The 18,024-nt window shown below is 52.9% G+C and carries 14 protein-coding genes; 2 read left to right on the forward strand and 12 right to left on the reverse strand.

From position 1 onward, the window contains the following. From PEH01S_RS11640 to PEH01S_RS11685, 10 genes are all read right to left on the reverse strand, one after another. The coding region (locus PEH01S_RS11640) for a dynamin family protein (protein ID WP_174807126.1) at positions 1–1,582 on the reverse strand (1,582 nt) is incomplete at its 3' end. A gap of 103 nt (positions 1,583–1,685) precedes the next feature. Continuing rightward, entirely contained in the window at positions 1,686–1,958 is a 273-nt protein-coding gene (locus PEH01S_RS11645; protein ID WP_010501064.1) for a hypothetical protein, read from the reverse strand. A gap of 21 nt (positions 1,959–1,979) precedes the next feature. Further along, positions 1,980–2,687: an endonuclease III gene (gene nth, locus PEH01S_RS11650; RefSeq protein ID WP_025846284.1), complete on the reverse strand. Its 708-nt coding sequence runs from the start codon at positions 2,685–2,687 to the stop codon at positions 1,980–1,982. A 169-nt stretch (positions 2,688–2,856) separates the two neighbouring features. Then, positions 2,857–5,610, reverse strand: coding sequence for an S-layer homology domain-containing protein (locus tag PEH01S_RS11655; protein ID WP_025846286.1), 2,754 nt, complete (start codon positions 5,608–5,610; stop codon positions 2,857–2,859). A 44-nt stretch (positions 5,611–5,654) separates the two neighbouring features. After that, positions 5,655–6,254 carry a GerMN domain-containing protein gene (locus tag PEH01S_RS11660; protein WP_025846287.1) on the reverse strand — a complete coding sequence of 200 codons (600 nt, stop codon included), beginning with the start codon at positions 6,252–6,254 and terminating at the stop codon, positions 5,655–5,657. A 13-nt stretch (positions 6,255–6,267) separates the two neighbouring features. Further along, a complete protein-coding gene (locus tag PEH01S_RS11665; RefSeq protein ID WP_025846288.1) occupies positions 6,268–8,157 on the reverse strand; it encodes an N-acetylmuramoyl-L-alanine amidase family protein in 1,890 nt (629 codons plus the stop codon). A gap of 216 nt (positions 8,158–8,373) precedes the next feature. Further along, positions 8,374–9,873 carry an AAA family ATPase gene (locus PEH01S_RS11670; protein ID WP_025846291.1) on the reverse strand — a complete coding sequence of 500 codons (1,500 nt, stop codon included), beginning with the start codon at positions 9,871–9,873 and terminating at the stop codon, positions 8,374–8,376. Then, a complete protein-coding gene (locus PEH01S_RS11675) occupies positions 9,866–10,399 on the reverse strand; it encodes a hypothetical protein (RefSeq protein ID WP_246062892.1) in 534 nt (177 codons plus the stop codon). Before PEH01S_RS11675 ends, PEH01S_RS11670 begins: the two co-directional genes overlap by 8 nt. A gap of 265 nt (positions 10,400–10,664) precedes the next feature. Then, positions 10,665–11,159, reverse strand: a complete 495-nt coding sequence (locus tag PEH01S_RS11680; protein ID WP_127485590.1) for a cell wall elongation regulator TseB-like domain-containing protein — start codon at positions 11,157–11,159, stop codon at positions 10,665–10,667. Between the two features lie 36 nt (positions 11,160–11,195). Next, positions 11,196–12,455 (reverse strand): amidohydrolase, encoded by a 1,260-nt coding sequence (locus PEH01S_RS11685; protein ID WP_174807128.1) that lies wholly within the window; start codon positions 12,453–12,455, stop codon positions 11,196–11,198. Between the two features lie 315 nt (positions 12,456–12,770). Here PEH01S_RS11685 and PEH01S_RS11690 point away from each other — a divergent pair, with 315 nt between their 5' ends. Both PEH01S_RS11690 and PEH01S_RS11695 read left to right on the forward strand, forming a co-directional pair. Then, a complete protein-coding gene (locus tag PEH01S_RS11690; protein ID WP_025846299.1) occupies positions 12,771–13,391 on the forward strand; it encodes a DUF47 domain-containing protein in 621 nt (206 codons plus the stop codon). Positions 13,392–13,448: 57 nt separating this feature from the next. After that, complete coding sequence (locus tag PEH01S_RS11695; RefSeq protein WP_025846301.1) at positions 13,449–14,450, forward strand: inorganic phosphate transporter; 1,002 nt, start codon at positions 13,449–13,451, stop codon at positions 14,448–14,450. 79 nt (positions 14,451–14,529) lie between these two features. Here PEH01S_RS11695 and PEH01S_RS11700 read toward each other — a convergent pair whose 3' ends face one another. Then, a complete protein-coding gene (locus PEH01S_RS11700) occupies positions 14,530–15,150 on the reverse strand; it encodes a redox-sensing transcriptional repressor Rex (RefSeq protein ID WP_025846302.1) in 621 nt (206 codons plus the stop codon). Beyond that, positions 15,147–17,999: an ATP-dependent DNA helicase DinG gene (gene dinG / locus PEH01S_RS11705; protein WP_127485594.1), complete on the reverse strand. Its 2,853-nt coding sequence runs from the start codon at positions 17,997–17,999 to the stop codon at positions 15,147–15,149. The genes PEH01S_RS11700 and dinG overlap by 4 nt, the downstream gene beginning before the upstream one ends. Positions 18,000–18,024: the final 25 nt, after the last annotated feature.

Consider the following 18,024-nt stretch of genomic DNA (forward strand, 5'->3'; position numbering starts at 1 on the left):
GCTGCGCGCGCAGCGCCGCAAGGCGCGGCTGCAGGGCGGCCCCCAGCGCCGCGATCAGCTCGTCGCTGACGGCGTACGCCTCCTTGCGGTACAAGCCTTTCGCTTCCGCGGAAATCTGCTTCGAGTAGGTCAGCGTATACTCGTTGCCGAACACCGCGGCCTCGTTCACCTGACCGGCCAGCCATTCCGGCGTAAGCTCCACGCTGATCCGGTCGGCGGCCTCGGTTATGGCGCCCGCGGGCAGGCCGTGGCCTTCCAGCTTCGCCTTGACCGTCTGCTGCACGTGTCGTGCCACCTGCGTCTCCACTTGCGACGCAAAATCCTTATGCAGCGCAGCAAGCCGCTGCTCCCGTTCCGCCGCCGTCTTCGCGGCGGCGCCAAACCAGCCGACCTTGAAGCCGGGCCGACGGCTCTCCAAATACGCGTGCGCGAGGTCCCGCGTCGCGGCCGGAATCACGTTGGCGTTGTCCAATACCGCCGCCACGTCTTTGCGCACGGCTGCCTGCAGCTCCGCCGGCAGCGATTCGAGCCGCGCCAGCTCGGCGCCCGCCTCCGCGTACTCCGCCTGGACGGCGTCCAGATCTTCGCCGGAGGCAGCCAGCTGCTCGCGTATCGCATCCTTCGCCGGCTCGTTGCGCTCGGCCATTTTCTCGGCATGCGCCGCCGCGAGCGCCCGCGCCGACTTTTCGAGGCTGAGCCGCACGAGCGGCCGTCGCAGCTCGATCAACTGGCCGAGCAGTCCGTCCAGCTTGCTCCATTCGCTGGACGGATGATCCGGCACTTTGACCGAGGTGTAAACGATACCGTCGGGACGCACGCCCCAGCTGGCGAACGCTTCGCGCACGCCTTCCTGATATGCGGCGAACGACAGCTCCTGCTCCCGATGCTTGTCGATCATGTTCACGATCAAATAGAGCGGCTTGCCCCACTCCGTCATTTTTTTCGTAAAGGCCAAATTAATTTCCGACTGCACGTGGTTATAATCCATCACATAAAACACAACGTCAGCCAAATGCAGCGCCGACTCCGTTGCCAGCTGATGCGCGTCGTCCGTCGAATCAATTCCCGGCGTATCCAGCAGCGCCGCATGCTCTCCCAGAAACGGGATCGGATAGCGGATTTCCACCGTTTCGATCGCTTCGCCGTTACGGCAATGCTCCGCCAGCTCGTCCAATGGTACCGTTTCGGACCGTTGTTCGCCCACTCCTTGAGCCTGATCGCTTGTCTCATCGCTGCGATAGATGACCCTTGCCCCGGCTTCCCCGTTCACGATGCTCACAATGTTCGCGCTCGTCGGAATCGGACTCGACGGCAGCAGCATATGACCGCACAGCCGGTTGATCAGGCTCGACTTCCCCGCGGAGAAGTGTCCGCAAAATGCCAAATAAAGCCGCTCGCTCTGCGCTTTCGCCAACAGCTGCCGCAGCTTCTTTCCGTGCTCTCCGTCCCCCGTTTGCTCTACCTGCGCAAGCAGCCCTTGAACGGCGGCAAGCATTTCATCCTGCGAGGTCCCGCCTTGCAGCCCCTCATCGTTCCCTATCTCTACTGACATTTCTTTTGCTATAGTCAATTCGCTTTTCATCGTTTCTCCTGCCCCTGTTCTTCCTCTGTCTAAAAAATCCAAGCGTTTGTCGTCTATCTTTTTGTGTTCCGAACAAAAAGAAAAAACCGAATCGCTTCGGTTTTTAGTGTACCATATTTTCAGTCTCCGGAATAAATATTTCGAAAACATCGCGATGCTGCAAAATCGTAATGTCTTTATCCTTCACTTTCATGACGACCACTTCCGGACGCTGCTTCATACGGTTCAAGTAATTTTCCGGTACGCTGCCCGACTCCGTTACGACGACGCCTTCCACTTGTTTCTCTTCGTTTTCCTGCAAAGGAGTCTCAAGCACCTTTTCGTAAATATCCGAAAACAGTTCAAAATCGCTGGTGTAGACCGATATGCATTTCATCTCTAATCCTATCCTTTCGTATTACGCTTCTTTAGTTTTTGCAGCTTTGACAGCTGCTTTCGCTTTTGGTATAGGCTTCCTATTCGAGTTCGATTTCATTCGTTTTTTACCTTCCCGGCAAAGATCAATCAACGGGCAAACCTCGCATTTTGGGTTTTGCGCTTTACAGTGATAACGTCCGAAAAAAATGAGCCGATGATGCGTCTGCGTCCATTCTTCGCGCGGCACCCGTTTCATCAGCTTTTTTTCCACTTCGAGCACCGAATCGTTAACCCCGGCAAGCCCGAGCCGTTTGGATACCCGTTCCACATGCGTATCGACGGCTATAGCAGGTACGTCGAAGGCATTGGAAACGACGACGTTCGCCGTTTTTCGTCCGACGCCCGGCAATTCCACCAGCTTCTCGTGTTCACGGGGAACTTCCCCGTTATACTTGTCCAAAAGCATTGCGCACAAAGCCTGAATATTCTTGGCTTTGTTCCGGAACAAACCGATCCGCCGAATATCCTGCTCCAGCTCTTCGAGCGGCACGGCCAAATAGTCTTCCGGCCTTTTGTACTTCTGAAACAACGTGGCGGTTACTTTATTGACCGTCTCGTCCGTACATTGGGCCGACAACAGGACGGCGATCGTCAGCTCGAACGCATTCGAGTGGTTCAGCTCGCAGTGGGCATCCGGGAACATTTCGGCAATCGTATCCAGTATGGTTCTCGCTTGCGTCTGATTCATGCTCCCTGTCCTTTCTTTCGCCTGTTTCTTACAGTTTACCGAAACGCCGCAGTCGAATCAATGACTAATGCCGACAAAATGCGAACTTTTTACGAAAAAACCGCCTATGCAGCAAGAAGTTCTCACTACACAGACGGCTCAAACCGGATAAAAGTTTCAAATAAACCGATTAGGGCTTTTCAATTTCGAAAATTTTATCGTCGATTACATATACCATTACTTCTTCGTTCTCCATAAACGTACTTGGAGCCACGGTTTGGGTGCCTTTGTGCAAATACGCTTTGGCAAATAAATTATACGACGTCTTGTCGTTATTGGCCGTCGGCTTCAAAAGCAATTGATTCAGCACCGTATCGTAAGAGGATACTGTCCGTTTCGTCGCAGTCGCCACTTGAATGATCGCCTTGTCGTTCGCGTCCCGGATGATCTCCACCCGGTCATTTTGCTTAATCGTATTCAAGGCGGCGGATGTGTTGGCATTTTGCCTGATTGTGAACTGCTGTCCGACCGTGATTACCTGAATGTTGCCTTGGAAATCCTGAATGGTCAGCGTGCCTGCCGCTACGTCCACATTCGTCACTTTGCCGCGCACCGAATTGAGCAGTTGGAGATTATCCAGCTTCGTGCCGCTGAAGCTGGCTTTAACGTACTCGTCGACCAAAATATCAGAGAAGGCGTGAGATTGCTTGCCCGGGTTAATAATTTGATCGTTGTTTTCGACTTTGAACGTCAGCTGTGAGCCCGTCTCGTCCTTCACGGTAACTTGGCTCGTACTAGGATTGGTGACTAGTACCTTGTACACGCCCGTTTTCTTGGCCATCAGGTTCGTTACGAAATCCTGAGTTCCTGTGAGCGTCAAACGGATCGCATCCCCTACTTTCAGGTCCGAGATGGTGCCGTTCGTTTTGTTAAACATTTCGACCGGTGCGCCATAATTGACTTTGAACGTTAAGTTTTGTCCTCCGGCGGTACGTATGGTCAAGTCGTTTGTAATATTGCTGGTATTGATTTGAGCGATCGTGCCTTCCACATTCATTGTCGTTTCGATCTGCACGATTTTATCTTTGGAAACTTTAAGATCTACTTTTTTCTTATCGTTACCGTTGCCTACGAACGTGCTCTGGAAGTTTGATAGCTGGATCGGGCCGCCCATAAAGCGGATGATCGTATTGTCCGTCAGCCGGTATGCCCCTACTCCGTCGCTCTCGGTGCTGATCGTCACCACCTTGGAATTGGCATCATAACTCAGGATCGTAGCGTATATGTATTGCTTGACCGAACGGCTGGTAACGGAAATTTTAACGATTTTATCATTAATCAAATCCATCTTTAGTTGATCTCCGGATTCGATGTCGAACAGGCTTGGGTTCGTCAACCCGTCAATCGTAATAATCGCATTGTCAGCGATATGATAGGCGCCGAGCGAACCGCCCGCTTTATTAATCGTCAAGATCCGCTTGTCACTGCTTAAGCTGGCCATCGTTCCTTCAACGGATTGGCTAAAATCAGCCGGCTTCTTCACGGAAACGACTTGAAGCTCGTTCGCTTTCACCTCGTAGCTCACCGCGTCGCCGACGCGCAGCTTCGAGAGGTCGGCCGTCGAGCCGTCCTGCAGCTTCACGACCGTTCGCGTAGTGAGCGTGAACGATTCGTTCTGCCCCGTCCCCTGCTCCAAGAATGTCACTTGGTTTTGATCTTTGTTCAGAGTAAGCACCGTACCTTCAGACGTTTTGCTGACCGGCGTTTGCTTCAGTACGATTTGCGAAATTTTCGATTCTTTCAGCAGCGTGTTCTTTTTCAATTCGACGATGCTTCCCGGCGTCAAAGAGCTCAAGCTCAGGCCGCGGCCGTCTTTATCCGTTACCGTGACGGTCGGGAACAAATCGTAAAGCTCGTTCTTTCCGTTGCGCTGGATCGAGGCCATCATCCGGTCGGTGAATATTTCCGTCAGCGTCCCTTCGTAGGTTTCCATTTTCTGCTGATCGTTGGTAAGTTCTATGTACAGCGCCGCGCCTTGATTTTGCACCAAGTATACTTCGTTCGTCAGCTTGATGTTCGACGGCGAAATCCGGCTGTCGTCTTTGCCGCTATAGAAAGCCGTATCGGAAGACAGCGTATATTCCGTCGTTTGCCCATTGGCATTCAGCACGCTGATTTTGCGGTCCGTCAGCTCCATCACATATCCGGTAGCGACCCGGGAGGAGCGGGAAGTCGATTCTTTATCCGCGCGGCTGAGGAACGTCGCCATTTGGGCGCGGGTCACCTTATCTTTCGGCTTGAAGCTGTTATCCTCAAAGCCTTGTACGATCTTCAGCGATACCGCCGCGTTGATATAACCGGCCGCCCACGACGAGAAATCCTTGCTGTCCGTAAATGACGAAGAGGATTGTGCCTGCTGAGTGGCTAATTCCTGTTTGCCGATAGCGCGGATGACCAGCTTGGCCACCCATTCGCGGGACGCTTCTTTAGCTCCCCAAGCCGTTTTGGCGTTCGTGCCGTCTGCCGTTTCCTCTTGAATATTAATTAAGCCGCGATCGATCGCATAAGCGACATATGGCTTGAAGAATTTATCAACACTGAAAGGCAGCGCCGTTTCTGTCTTGCTTTTCGCTACCTCCGATTCAAGACCCATAAACCGCAGTGCCATAACGATGACTTCCTGCTGCGATACGGAGTTTTCCGGTTTATATTCCCCTTTTTCATATCCTTCAATCACCCCGAGGGAAGCCAGCTTGGTGACATGCTTGATCGCCCAGTGCTGGTCCCCGACGTCGGTAAAGCGCTGCGAGCTTACGGAGCTTCCCGTCGAAATATTGCTTTTGGTTTCGGCCGCGGCGGCAAAGGCCGGGCTTCCGAACGCCAGCGACAGCGCTAAAACGGCTGCCGCTAGTCTGCGTGCTTGTCTGGAATTGATGCTTTTCATGAAATAGCTCCTCTCGATCGACTTATGTTCGTTCATGATGTACGTTAACTTTGGCTGCGTTTGATCGGATGCGGCAAATCCATATGTCCCATCAAGCTTTCGACCTGCTTTCCGTCAACCAGCACTTCGATGGATTTGACTTCGGAAAACTGGAACATCGTCTTTTGCAGTGCATCCAGCAGCATTTCTTCCCCGCCGGAGCCCAGCCTTCCTTCATCCGCAATGGATACGTCCAGGTTCAGCTGGCCGTCTTTCAACGCGACGTTTTTGTACGTGAACCCTTTAAATAATGGAATCGTATTGTCGTCAGGACTTTTCTTCAACTGGTTAAGCGCGGCCAAATATTTGTCCTGATCCTGCTTAATATGGATCGTCACATCTTTTGGAACCAGTTTCTCAAGCTGAGCATCGCTGTAATACGCTTTGATCTTTAACTCTTTCTTGTCCGGGTCCGGCTTCGGGGCGGACGTCTCCGGCGGAGTCGTTGTCTTCTCTCCCCCTGTCCCGGGCTGCACTGCTTGTCCGCTCTTGGAGGGCGGTGTTTCCGCGGTGCCTTGCAACGGCGCTTTGCTCGTTCCGCAGCCTGCCAACAGCAGAGCCGCGATGGCTGCAGCAGCCATTCCTTTTTGCCATGTCTTATGCATCGTCACCCACTCCTTAGTCGAGATTCAACTGCTTCTTGATGGCAGTCACGATGGATGCGGCGACCTTGTTTTGAAAAGCATCCTGATACATCAGTTCCTCTTCCGCCCGATTCGTCAAGAAGCCGATTTCCAGCAGTACAGCCGGCATGGTCGAGTTTTTAATGACGACAAAACGCTCCTGCTTCACTTTGCGGTCCGGAAAACCGGTAGCCTCGACAAGATGCTTGTGCATCAGCTTGGCAAAATCGAGACTTTGCTCCGTCCAATAATACGTTTCCGTCCCGCCGACGGTTTCTTTTCCGGCGGAATTGGCATGAATCGAGACAAATAAATCGGCATCGGCGTTGTTCGCCATGCTCGGGCGGTCTTCCAGTTCGATGAACGTATCGTCCGAGCGAGTCATCGTCACTTCGATCTTCGGTTCTTTCTCCAGCAGAGCCGCCACCTTCCGGCCGAGCGACAGCACCGCATCTTTCTCATGCCGATTATTCAGCGAGCTGGCTCCGTTATCTTTGCCGCCATGTCCGGGGTCGATAAAGACCCGGTAGCGGGTTTTACCGAATGATATTTTCCCGGTAATTTCCCCGTTTTGCTGTACGGAGGCCAAGCGAAGCTCCCCCTTCTGCGGCAAATCTAATACCATTCTAACGACAGATGCTTCTTTTGAAAATAGCGAATAACGAATTTGTGTGACAAATTCGCTCTTATCCGGCAAAGTTCCTTCGCCTTGCGGATTGAGCTTAGCCATGAGCGCCGGGTCAAGCTGCGCGTTAGACAGGTCAAGAACGATCCGGTCCGGATTGGCCAAACGGAATATACTCGGCTTTCTGGCGCAATCCGACGTTTTGATAGTCAGCGTGTCGCCTTGCAGCGATATAGATTGTACGGTAACCAAGCCGTTCGTCGCGTTTTTGTCGCCGGCCGCTTCCTGTTTGCCGTCGGCCGGCGTCTGTGTCCCGCCCGTTGTCTGCTGGACTCCGCCTCCCGGCTGTACCGTTCCGCTCACCGCCCCTTGCGCAGCTCCGTTCGGCGTTTGAGCGCCGCCGGCCCCCGTTGGCGTGCTGCCGTTCACCGGCTGAGAGCCTCCGCTAACCGCCTGCGTCACGCCGCTTGCCGCCTGTTGACTTCCTGCCGCAGCTGTTGCGCCGCCGCTAGTCGACTGCATCCCCCCGGGTGCGGGAACGCAAGCCAGCAGCTGTCCGGAACCGTTTTTCCCCGGCGATGTCCCTCCCGTCTGCGCGGTTCCTCCAGGCAACGGCGAGGTACCATTCTCCTTTCCAGCAGCACTCTTTCCGCTGTCAGGTTTATCCCCTGCTTTCACCGTATTGTCCGGCTCGAATGAGGAAGCGGGCTTGCCGTCGGCCGGGACGCTGCCCGGTTCTTTTTCGCCGGGCTTCTCCGTTTTCGCGGGAGTCTTATCGTCCTTGTTCTTTTCCGGCGTGGACAAATTAACCGATTGGTTGCGTTCGTCCCATGATACCTTTACCCCTAACTGCTCGCTAACGAATCGTACGGGCAGCATCGTATTCCCCTCGATGATCGTGGGCGCCGCCTCAAGCTGAAACGATTTCCCTCCTGCCGTTGCATTCTTTTTGTCAATAAACAGTTGTATATTGGTTTCGTCTTTAACTACGGTAACCTTTCGCTGCTTCTCGTCCCATGTAACCTTGGAGCCGAGCTCTTCTGCAATAATACGAACGGGCACGATGACGCTCCCGTCCACGTTGCGCGGAGCAACTTCCGGTGCGAGCTTTTTTCCGTTTAATACCAACTGAATTGGCGGCGCGGGCGGCTTAGACGACTTCGGCGTAGATGATTTGGACGGAGCGGCAGCCGAGCCTACGGCCGGCAGCAACAGGAGCGACGCGATCGACAGGGTGAACCAAGCCGTTAAAAATTTCATTTTGCACCTCAAAATCTTGTATTTTTTTGCTTTATGTAGGAAGCTGGAAATGGTTGCGACTCCCAGCCGACAAAAAGAATACCGTGGCGAAAACTACCAATATATTAGACTAAATTCTATCAAAAAAGTTGCACGTTCGGCAAATTTCGTAGAATTTACGAGGAAATACGAAAAAACCGAAGGCTTGTCGCCTTCGGCTTCGATTCTTTTTTATTTTCAGGCAATTTGAGCTTGTGACGACTGCTTGAGGAGCTCGCGGAATTGGTCTCCGGAAAGCACTTCTTCGGCAATCAAAATGTCAAGCGATTGTTCGAAAACGGATCTGTGGCTCTCCAGCATGCGCCGGGTCGCCTCCGTCAACTCTTCCAAAATCGCGGCATTTTCCTTCATAAGCTCCTGCTTCGTAACCATCTCGCGGTCGATGATGCCAAGCCTTGTCAGCCCCGAATCCATCATCGTGCGCACCATGTTCAGCGCCTGCTCGAAATCGTTGCGCGAGCCGGTGCTTCGTCCGCCGTAGAACATTTCCTCCGCCACGGCACCGCCGAGTGCGACCATAATCTGCTGCTCGATCTCCGCTTTCGTGTACAAATACTGATCTTGCTGCGGATTATGGCGCACAAAACCGAGCGCTTTCCCGCGAGGGCTGAGCGACACTTGGGAAACAGAACCCGGCCGCACCAGCTCGGCGGCAATAGCATGTCCAAGCTCATGAAGCGCGACGCGTTCCCGCTCTTCCTTATTCGATTCGCGGTCCGTCTTCTCGCCGAGCATGACCTTATCGACTGCCAGCGACAAGTGCTGCTGTCCGATCACATCCGATTCGTCCCGCATGGCATAAATTGCCGCTTCGTTCATTACGCTTTCCAGCTGTGCACCGGAGAAATGGAACGTTTCCCGCGCGATCGCTTCCAGATCGACTCCTTCGGCCAGCGGCTTGTTTTTGGCATGGATGTTCAGAATGTGCAGACGGCCCTTTTTGTCCGGCAGATCGACTTCGATATGACGGTCGAACCGTCCGGGACGCAGCAGGGCGCCGTCCAGCATTTCCTTGCGGTTCGTGGCCGCAATGATCAGAACGCGGGGCGTTTCGCTTGTATGAATCCCGTCCATCTCGGTGAGCAATTGGTTCAGCGTCTGATCGTATTCCCGATGCTGACCGCCATCCCGCTTGCCGCCGATCACGTCGATCTCGTCGATAAACACAATAGCGCTCTCTTTGTTCTCCTTCGCGGCACGCGAGCGGGCTTCCTTGAACAAGTCGCGGATGCGGCTCGCTCCGACGCCGACATACATTTCGACGAATTCACTGCCGGATGCCGCCAAAAACACGGAGTTCGTGTAATGCGCAGCAGCCTTCGCCATCAACGTTTTCCCGGTTCCCGGAGGACCCGTCAGCAGAATGCCCTTTAGCGGACGAATGCCGAGCTTTTTAATATCGTCATAACGGATCAGAAAATCAAGCGCCTCTTTCAGCTCGCCTTTTGCCCGATCCTGCCCGCCGATATCGTCGAACGTCAGGAAGCCCGGCGTTTTGCCGCGCGATTTGCGTTCCGACCCTACGTTCAGCCCTCCGCGCGCGCGCGCCATATACAAGAAGGTACCCAAGATCGCGGCCATAAATACGATAGGAAACAGATTCACTCCGATATAAAGCAGGAAGATAACAAGAACGGGTATAAAGCCGAGCAAAATCTCTTTGCCGTACTTACTCATTCGGCCACACCCCCAGTTTGGCAGGCGTTCTCGGCAGCATGACATACTTGCTCGCCGTGCCGTCCGATAGCGTAACGTACACATATTTGTCGTCCATCTCCGTGGACGCTTTAATTCCGTCGCTGCCCTGAGCCTGCAGCGTTTTCGGGATTTGCGCATACTGCTTCGTTTCCATGGCCTGAGCCACCTCGAACAAAGCGGAAGACCACCATTGCTCCAACCGCGGCGACGGATCGTTCACGACTTTGAGCTTTAATTCCTTGGTGCCCAATGTCGTACGACCTTCGGTTTGGATCTTGCTATATACTTCACGCAGGTTCGTACCCGGTGCAAGTTTCAATTCCATACGGGCATCCGGCCCGCTTAAATCCATAGACACCAGCTCAACCCCGGAAATGCCGGAGACGACCTTTTGCAGCGGACTTTCCATTGCCAATGTCCGGTAAGCAAAATAACCGCCGAACAGCAGCGTTGCCGACACAAGAACACTCAATACGACAGGCAAGAGACGTAACTTCATATTCATCAGCTATACGTCCCCCTTTCTATAAATTCATGTGAAAAAGCTTCAGACGAAGTTTCCCATCTATACGTTTTAGCCATACCGTTAGTATATCATATCGTATATACGAATGTTGATGCAATGTGTGGCAATTGAATGAATGGCGGCGTGCGCCTCCACTGCTTTTTGGAACTCCGCTTGCAAGCTAACGATAAAGAACAGCCGCGGAAGATGCCGCTTCGTTCGGCGTTTCCCGCGGCTGATTTCGGCATTTGAACGCCGGTTCGTGCTACTGAATGGTCAAGCGCAGCGTATCGATCGCTTGGCCGTCCTTAAAGGCGTAATAATCGTAAAAATGCTGTTCCGGCTTACCCTCCGGCTGCAGCTTATAGAATACCTCCCAGACCAGCTGGCCGCTGCGGATCCCAGGGGTCGTCCGGAGCACCTTCGCTTCCGGATGCGCCGCTTTCACCTTCGCTTCAGCCTGTGACGCATCGATTCCGGCACTGCCCATTTCCGTATGGATCTCGTCCTGGCCTACCCATACATACACCGGTTGGCCGATTTTGTCTTCCCCCGTGATGACCGTATAAGGCTTCTCCGCAACGAACCGTTCGACCTTAACCGCTTTGGACAATACCGTCTTCTCGTAAGCGGTAAGGACGGCAGCCCGCTGCTCGGTCCATTCCTTATCCATAATGAAGTTAAAAGCCATGCTCATCCCGGTCACAATCACAACTGCCGCGGCCCCGGCAATGATCGTGATCTTCCATGTCTTACGCACCGGCGGCCTCCTTTCTGCCTAGTCGTGCTGAGACGCTTAGAGAGCCGTCAATCGCTCGAAGCTTTGCTGCGCCTCGAATTTGACCTTCTCTTCGTCCATGGTCAGGCATTCGCCTTTTCGGACGACCCAGCGTCCGTCGATGCACACGTCCGTCACATCCTTGGAAACGGCGGAATAAACGACGTGCGAGATGAAATTCGTCCGCGGGTAGAAATGCGGCTGATCGATATCAAGCGCGATAAAGTCGGCCTTCATTCCTTGCTTAAGCGCACCAACGTCGTTTAACCAGATTGAACGTGCCCCGTCAAGCGTACCAAGCTTCAAAGCCTCCGAAGCGGATACCGCTACGGGATCGCCGGACACGCCTTTGTGGATCAAGGCCGCCAACCGCACCTCTTCCAGCATGTCAAGATTGTTATTGCTGGCGGCTCCGTCCGTTCCCAAGGACACGAGTACGCCCGCCTTGAGCAGCTCCGGCACTCGCGCTACGCCGCTAGCCAGCTTCAGGTTGCTGCCGGGGTTGTGCGAAATGCGCACGTCGTACCGCTTCAGCACTTCGATCTCTTCGTCGGTCAAGTGTACTCCATGAGCTACGAGAGTCGGACGGGAAAACACGCCGAGCTTCTCCAAATGCGCTACCGGACGCAATCCGTATTGTTCGACGTTTTCCTGCACTTCCCTGGCCGTCTCCGACATGTGGGTGTGGATCGGCAAATTCAAGTCGTGAGCCGCCTGCACAATACGTTCGATATAATCCGGAGGGCAGGTATAAGGAGAATGCGGCGACATCATGGTCGTGATGCGGCCGTCCGCTTGGCCGTGCCAATCTTTTGCAAAAGCAATCGCTTCGGTCAGCTTGGCGTCCTGGATCTCCCGCGAGCACAGCCCGATCACGCCGCGCGTAAGGCAGGCGCGGATACCGCTCTCTACCGCCACATTCGCCACTTCATTCATATGATCGTACATATCGACGAAGGTCGTCGTTCCGCCCTTCAGCATTTCCAGCACGGACAAACGGGTGCCTGCACGTACATCCTGCGCGGTGAACTTCCCTTCCATTGGCCACATTTTCTCCTGAAGCCAAACTTGAAGCGCCATATCGTCGCCGTAACCGCGAAGCAGCGACATCGCGGCATGCCCGTGCGTATTGACGAGCCCCGGCATGAACAGCTTGCCTGAACCGTCGATACGCTCGTCGTATGAGCCTGCAGGAAGCGGCGCCTGTTCTCCGATATATGTAATGCGGTTTCCTTCAATGACCATGCACCCCTGGATGATTGGCGCCTCTTCATTCATCGTTAGAAACGTTCCGTTTTCGATTATTGTTTTCTTCACCGGACACAATCCCCTCCCAATACAAATACAATCTCGTTTTCAATGTACACCCTGCGGAGGACAAAAATCAAGCTGACTATACCTATGGGGGGGGAATTCGGTCACATAGCAAAAGATTTATTAACATAATGTAAAATGGATAAACTAAGAATTGCATTCCGTTGTTTGATTATGTTATTTTTAATTTTGTGTGAATTGGCGCGTTTTTTCTACATATTTCTTGCTACTTAGTTTAATTTTTTGTAAATTTTCAATTACCTGGGAGGCCAAAACCGTATGTTGTTTACCAAAAAGAATGACACCGATTTTCTGCTGCTGCTCATTAAAGCGTCCGAAAATACGCTTGACGCCGCGCAGATGTTTCGGAATGCCGTCATGGGTAGCGAGCCGCCGGCTACGTTTTATCCGCAGCTGAAAGAACTCGAAAACAAAGGAGACCAAATCACACACCAAATCTTTAAAGGCTTGAACAAAGTGTTCATCACGCCGCTGGACCGCGAGGATATTATGGAGCTGGCCTCCAAAGTGGATGACGTGCTCGACGGGATCGAAGCCACGATCGCCCGTTTCGATTACTTGAATATCACCGTATCCGATAAATATATGAAGGAATTTTCCGCCGTGCTCGTTGCAAGCTGCCAGCACATTCTGGACGCCTTCAAGCTGCTGTCCAAGAAAAAATACATGCAAATCACCGAGCATACCGTACAAATCAACAGCTTGGAAAATGAAGCCGACCGTCTCATGCGCGAAGGCATTCGCGAGATTTTCACCCATCCTAAGGACCCGTATCACGATTTTAAATTAAAAGAGCTTTATGAGCGCCTGGAGCAAACGACCGACGCATGCGAAGACGTAGCCAACATTTTGGATAGCGTAGTCCTGCGATATTCTTAACAGGACCGTTTTACAATTCGGAACATGGGTACGACTCAGCCTGCTTAGGAGGAAACTATGTTAACCATTCTCATCATCATCGTAGCTCTGGCGCTCCTCTTCGACTTTATTAACGGTTTCCACGATACGGCCAACGCCATCGCTACATCGATTTCAACCCGGGCGTTATCGCCGCGCTTTGCCGTATTTTTCGCCGCCATACTGAACTTCGTCGGCGCGATCTTTTCCTCGGAGGTGGCCAAGACGGTCGGAGGCAAAGTCGCCAATCCTGCTACGATCGACAACGGCGTATATATCGTGATCGCTGCGTTGTTGTCCGCCATTATCTGGAACTTGTTGACCTGGTACTACGGTATTCCTTCGTCTTCTTCCCATACGCTGATCGGTTCTCTTGCCGGAGCGGTTATTGCAGGGGCGGGAGTCGGGGCGCTCAACTGGTCCGGATTTAAAGAAATCGTTCTGATTCTTGTCCTGTCGCCAATTGTCGCCTTTGCCACAGGCTTCGTCATCATGTGGATCATCCGCAAGCTTATCCTGGTTAGCGGCAATCAATCCCGTTCGAAGATGAATCGCACATTCAAGAGCTTTCAGGTGCTCTCTGCAGGCCTGCTTTCTTTCTCCCACGGAGGTAACGATGCACAGAAAGCGATGGGGATCATCGTCTTCGGTCTTGTCGCACTAGGGTACCAGAATAATTTGGATGTGCCGTTATGGGTGAAAATGGCGGCCGCGACCGCCATGGGACTTGGAACCTCGATCGGCGGCTGGAGAATTATCAAGACGATGAGCAAAAAGCTGCTAAAAATCGAACCGATTAACGGCTTCGCCTCGGATTTGAACTCGTCTATCGTGATTCAGACCTCTACGCATCTCGGCATGCCGCTCTCGACAACGCATGTCATCTCGTCTTCCATTATCGGAACGGGCTCCGTGATGCGGTTTCACGATGTGAAATGGGGGACGGTTACCCGCATGGTCATGACGTGGGTGATCACAATTCCGATCAGTATGATTCTTGCCTTTGTCATTTATAAAATTCTGTTCGCTCTTGTTGGGTAAGAACGGACAGGCCTAAGCGAAACGGCAAAAAAAGGATAGAGCTCCAGAACAACGTTCTGTCAGGCTCTATCCTTTTTCGTTAATCCAAATAATAAGCCAAGCTCTGCAGCTCCGTCGTAAAATCGGCATGATGCACCCGTACTTCGCTTGGCACTTTAATAATGATCGGAGCAAAATTTAGAATCGCCTCGATACCGGCCTCCACAAACTGATTGGCCACCTGCTGCGCCTCTGCCGCAGGAACGGTAATAATCCCGATGCGGACCTTTAGCTCTTGGATGGTTGCCTTCATTTCGCCCGTAGACTTGACCTTCAAGTTGTTGATCGTATCCCCGATCTTCGATTCGTGCGAATCGAAGACGGCTACGATTTTCATGTTGTCTTTCAGGTACGCATTATAATTGCATAAGGCGCGGCCCAAATTTCCCGCTCCCACCAACGCTACGGGAATGATTTTATCTAGCTTTAAAATTTGACGGATTTTCTCGATCAAATAGTCGACGTCGTAGCCGATTCCCTTTTTGCCGAATTCCCCGAAATAAGCCAGATCTTTACGGATTTGCGCCGGATTCAAGTCCAGCTTCTGCCCGAGATCCTGAGAGGACACCGTCTGCACGTTTTTCTTGCTGAGTTCGTTCAAGAAACGGAGGTACACCGGAAGCCGGCGCACGACTGCCTCGGAAATTTTCATCGTCTTCATGCTTGGTTCTCACCCATCCACTGCTTTATTCTTGGTACGAGCTGGTTCGAATTCATATGCTCGATTTTTGGGCCCGGCAGCGAATACAAGAAATATTTGCCGTAATTCGTGTCGATAACCCGGGTATCGTATATGATGACGATGCCTTTATCCGTAGCCGTGCGCACCAGCCTGCCGAAGCCTTGCTTGAACCTGATCACCGCTTGCGGTACCGACAGCTTCATGAACGGGTTCTGGTTTCGCTGCTTGATCATCTCGGTCTTTGCTTCGATCAACGGATGGTTCGGAGGTTGAAACGGCAGCCTTACGATCGCCAGACAGCTCAGCGCATTTCCAGGAATATCCACCCCTTCCCAGAAACTGCTTGTACCCAACAGAACGCAGTTCGGACTATTCTGAAACAGCCTTGTCAATTTGCTCCGGTTGCTGCTGTCCACGCCCTGACCGAGCACGCCGATACCGAATGGGCTCAGCATCTCTTTCAACGCGCCATGAACCAGCTTCAGCATCCGATTGGACGTAAACAATACCAGCATGCGGCCTCGCGTTTCCAGCGCTACCTCGGCCAGCGACGGCACGAGCCGGTCCATGAACTCCTTCTCGCCGCTGGCTCCCCGAAGCGTAGGAAAATCTCTTGGAATGGCCACAAGCGCCTGCTCGCGGTAATTAAACGGCGAGGGAAGCTGAACGGTTTTCAGTTTGCCGTCCGCCCCGTCTTCTCTCAAGCCCAGTTGGTCACACGTATAATCGAACGATTTGCCGACGGATAACGTCGCCGAAGTCAGGATAACACTATCCTTCGGACCGAAGAAATGCTGCTTTAGCATCTCGCTGACGTCAATCGGCACACAAAACAGCTGGACCGACCGGTTTCTGCTGTAGGTCCCGGCTTCAAGCCAATAGACGTAGTTGGCATCCGGCATCGTCATGAAGAAATGAAGCGAATCCCTGTGCCGGTACAGCTCCTTGACGGTCCCGGTGAGGTCCGTAATTAAGCTTTGGACATCGTATTCGTCCTGCACTTCTTTGATCTCCGAGATCAGCTTGTCGAGCGGTTTAAGAGCTTCCCCGAAGTTAAGCTGCATGTTCTCTTCGAGCACTTCCAGCTTATCCCACCCTGTAGGCAACGCGTCTTTCTTGATCCGATATACAAGTCCGTTCCCTTCCGATTGGGAAGGGTCGCTGCGCGACGCCAGGAGCTGGTACAACAGCTCTGTCAGCTCATCCCATTCTTCCTTCAATTGCAGAAGCTTCTCGACAACCCGGTCAATCGCCGCGCACCAGCCTTGAGTCCGCTCGTCTTCGAACCGCTGCAGCCGAATCCGCAAGCTGGACAGTTGTCCTGAGCGCGCATCTTTATAGAGCCAGAGGAGCGTGTTGGACAATCCATGATAGTGCAGCTCGATCCCGAGATGCTTGCCGGCCACTTCCTCGAAGTGATGAGCTTCGTCAATAACCAAATGCTTGTAGCCCGGCAGCAGCCGGTTTTCCGCTTTCATATCGGTGAACAGCAGCGAGTGGTTGGTAATGATGACGTCTGCGGTGTTCGCCTCATGACGGGCGCGGTGATAGAAGCATTTTTTAAACCATGGGCACGCGCGGTTCAAACAAGAATCCGTGTCGCTTTCCACCGATTGCCAAAACTGTTTTCCTTTATTGGCGAAATGAAGCTCTTCTTCATCCCCATGCTTCGTTTCTCCCAGCCAGACAAGCATCTGCCCGGCCGTAATCCGGTCTTCTTTACCATGCTCGAAATCGAGCGTATTCATTTTATGCTCAAATTTGCGCAGGCATAAATAATGGCTCCGTCCCTTCAGAACGGCCGCCCGGAAGCCTACCGGGAACAACTCGTGCAGCAGCGGCACATCCCGTTCTCTGAGCTGTTCTTGCAGATTGATGGTATGCGTGCTGACCAGCACTTTCTTCTCCTGCTTGAGCCCGTAATACAGCGAAGGAATCAGGTAGCCGAGCGACTTCCCCGTGCCCGTGCCCGCTTCAATCATCAGGTGCTTACCGTCTTCGAAAGCCGTCTCCACCTCACTGAGCATTTGCACCTGCGACTCCCTGTCCTCGTAAGCGGCAAACCGCTGCCGGAGCTCTTGCTTCAACTGATCGTAGAATGAAGGAAAATCGTCCGGCAGCCGCAGGATATCTTCCTCCTCCCGCACCGGTTCTTCATCTCCCCATTCTCCTACATTCAAGGCAAATTGCCGAAAATAACGATCCATATCCGGATCAAGCGGTTGGTGCAGCTCTTTATACTGTCGCATTTCGCTTACAAACCAGCCGAAGTCTCCCGCCGAATCGGCAAATACCATTTCCAGCCTTTGCAAAGTAAGCAGCGGAAGCGACTGAAACCGCTCCATGCATCGGAGCCAGATCAGCGCGGTGACCTCTGCATCACTATCCGCTTGATGCGGCCGTTCGTGTTCGATACCGAAGGCATGGCAAACCATGGATAGCTGCAGGCTGGACAAGCCGGGAAACAAAACGCGAAGCGCGTCCATCGTATCCAGTACACGTCCGTCGAACGGAAAGTAACCGTTATCGTCCAGCGCACGCTGCAGAAAAGACAAGTCAAAGGCAATATTATGGCCGACCAAAACCGCGTCTTGGAGAAGAGGAACCATGTGGGCAATAACCTCTTCCATGGGGGGAGCATCCTTTACCATCTCGTCGTCGATTCCGGTAAGCGTTGTAATTGAAGAAGGTATACTTATGCCCGGATTTACGAGAGAAGTATACCTGTCGGTCATTTCGTGGTCGTTTATAAGAAAGAGCCCGACTTGGATAATGCGATCCGTCGCCGTGCTCCCCGTCGTTTCAAAATCCAAAACTGCAAATTTCATCGGAGTCGTGTCAATCCCTTCATTC

Source organism: Paenibacillus ehimensis NBRC 15659 (assembly GCF_004000785.1).
Classification (GTDB): domain Bacteria; phylum Bacillota; class Bacilli; order Paenibacillales; family NBRC-103111; genus Paenibacillus_G; species Paenibacillus_G ehimensis.

Coding starts and splice junctions, on each gene's coding strand:
- PEH01S_RS11645 (WP_010501064.1), bottom strand. CDS start 1,958: ATGAAATGCATATCGGTCTACACCAGCGATTTTGAACTGTTTTCGGAT.
- nth (WP_025846284.1), bottom strand. CDS start 2,687: ATGAATCAGACGCAAGCGAGAACCATACTGGATACGATTGCCGAAATG.
- PEH01S_RS11655 (WP_025846286.1), bottom strand. CDS start 5,610: ATGAAAAGCATCAATTCCAGACAAGCACGCAGACTAGCGGCAGCCGTT.
- PEH01S_RS11660 (WP_025846287.1), bottom strand. CDS start 6,254: ATGCATAAGACATGGCAAAAAGGAATGGCTGCTGCAGCCATCGCGGCT.
- PEH01S_RS11665 (WP_025846288.1), bottom strand. CDS start 8,157: ATGAAATTTTTAACGGCTTGGTTCACCCTGTCGATCGCGTCGCTCCTG.
- PEH01S_RS11670 (WP_025846291.1), bottom strand. CDS start 9,873: ATGAGTAAGTACGGCAAAGAGATTTTGCTCGGCTTTATACCCGTTCTT.
- PEH01S_RS11675 (WP_246062892.1), bottom strand. CDS start 10,399: ATGAATATGAAGTTACGTCTCTTGCCTGTCGTATTGAGTGTTCTTGTG.
- PEH01S_RS11685 (WP_174807128.1), bottom strand. CDS start 12,455: ATGAATGAAGAGGCGCCAATCATCCAGGGGTGCATGGTCATTGAAGGA.
- PEH01S_RS11690 (WP_025846299.1), top strand. CDS start 12,771: ATGTTGTTTACCAAAAAGAATGACACCGATTTTCTGCTGCTGCTCATT.
- PEH01S_RS11695 (WP_025846301.1), top strand. CDS start 13,449: ATGTTAACCATTCTCATCATCATCGTAGCTCTGGCGCTCCTCTTCGAC.
- PEH01S_RS11700 (WP_025846302.1), bottom strand. CDS start 15,150: ATGAAGACGATGAAAATTTCCGAGGCAGTCGTGCGCCGGCTTCCGGTG.
- dinG (WP_127485594.1), bottom strand. CDS start 17,999: ATGAAATTTGCAGTTTTGGATTTTGAAACGACGGGGAGCACGGCGACG.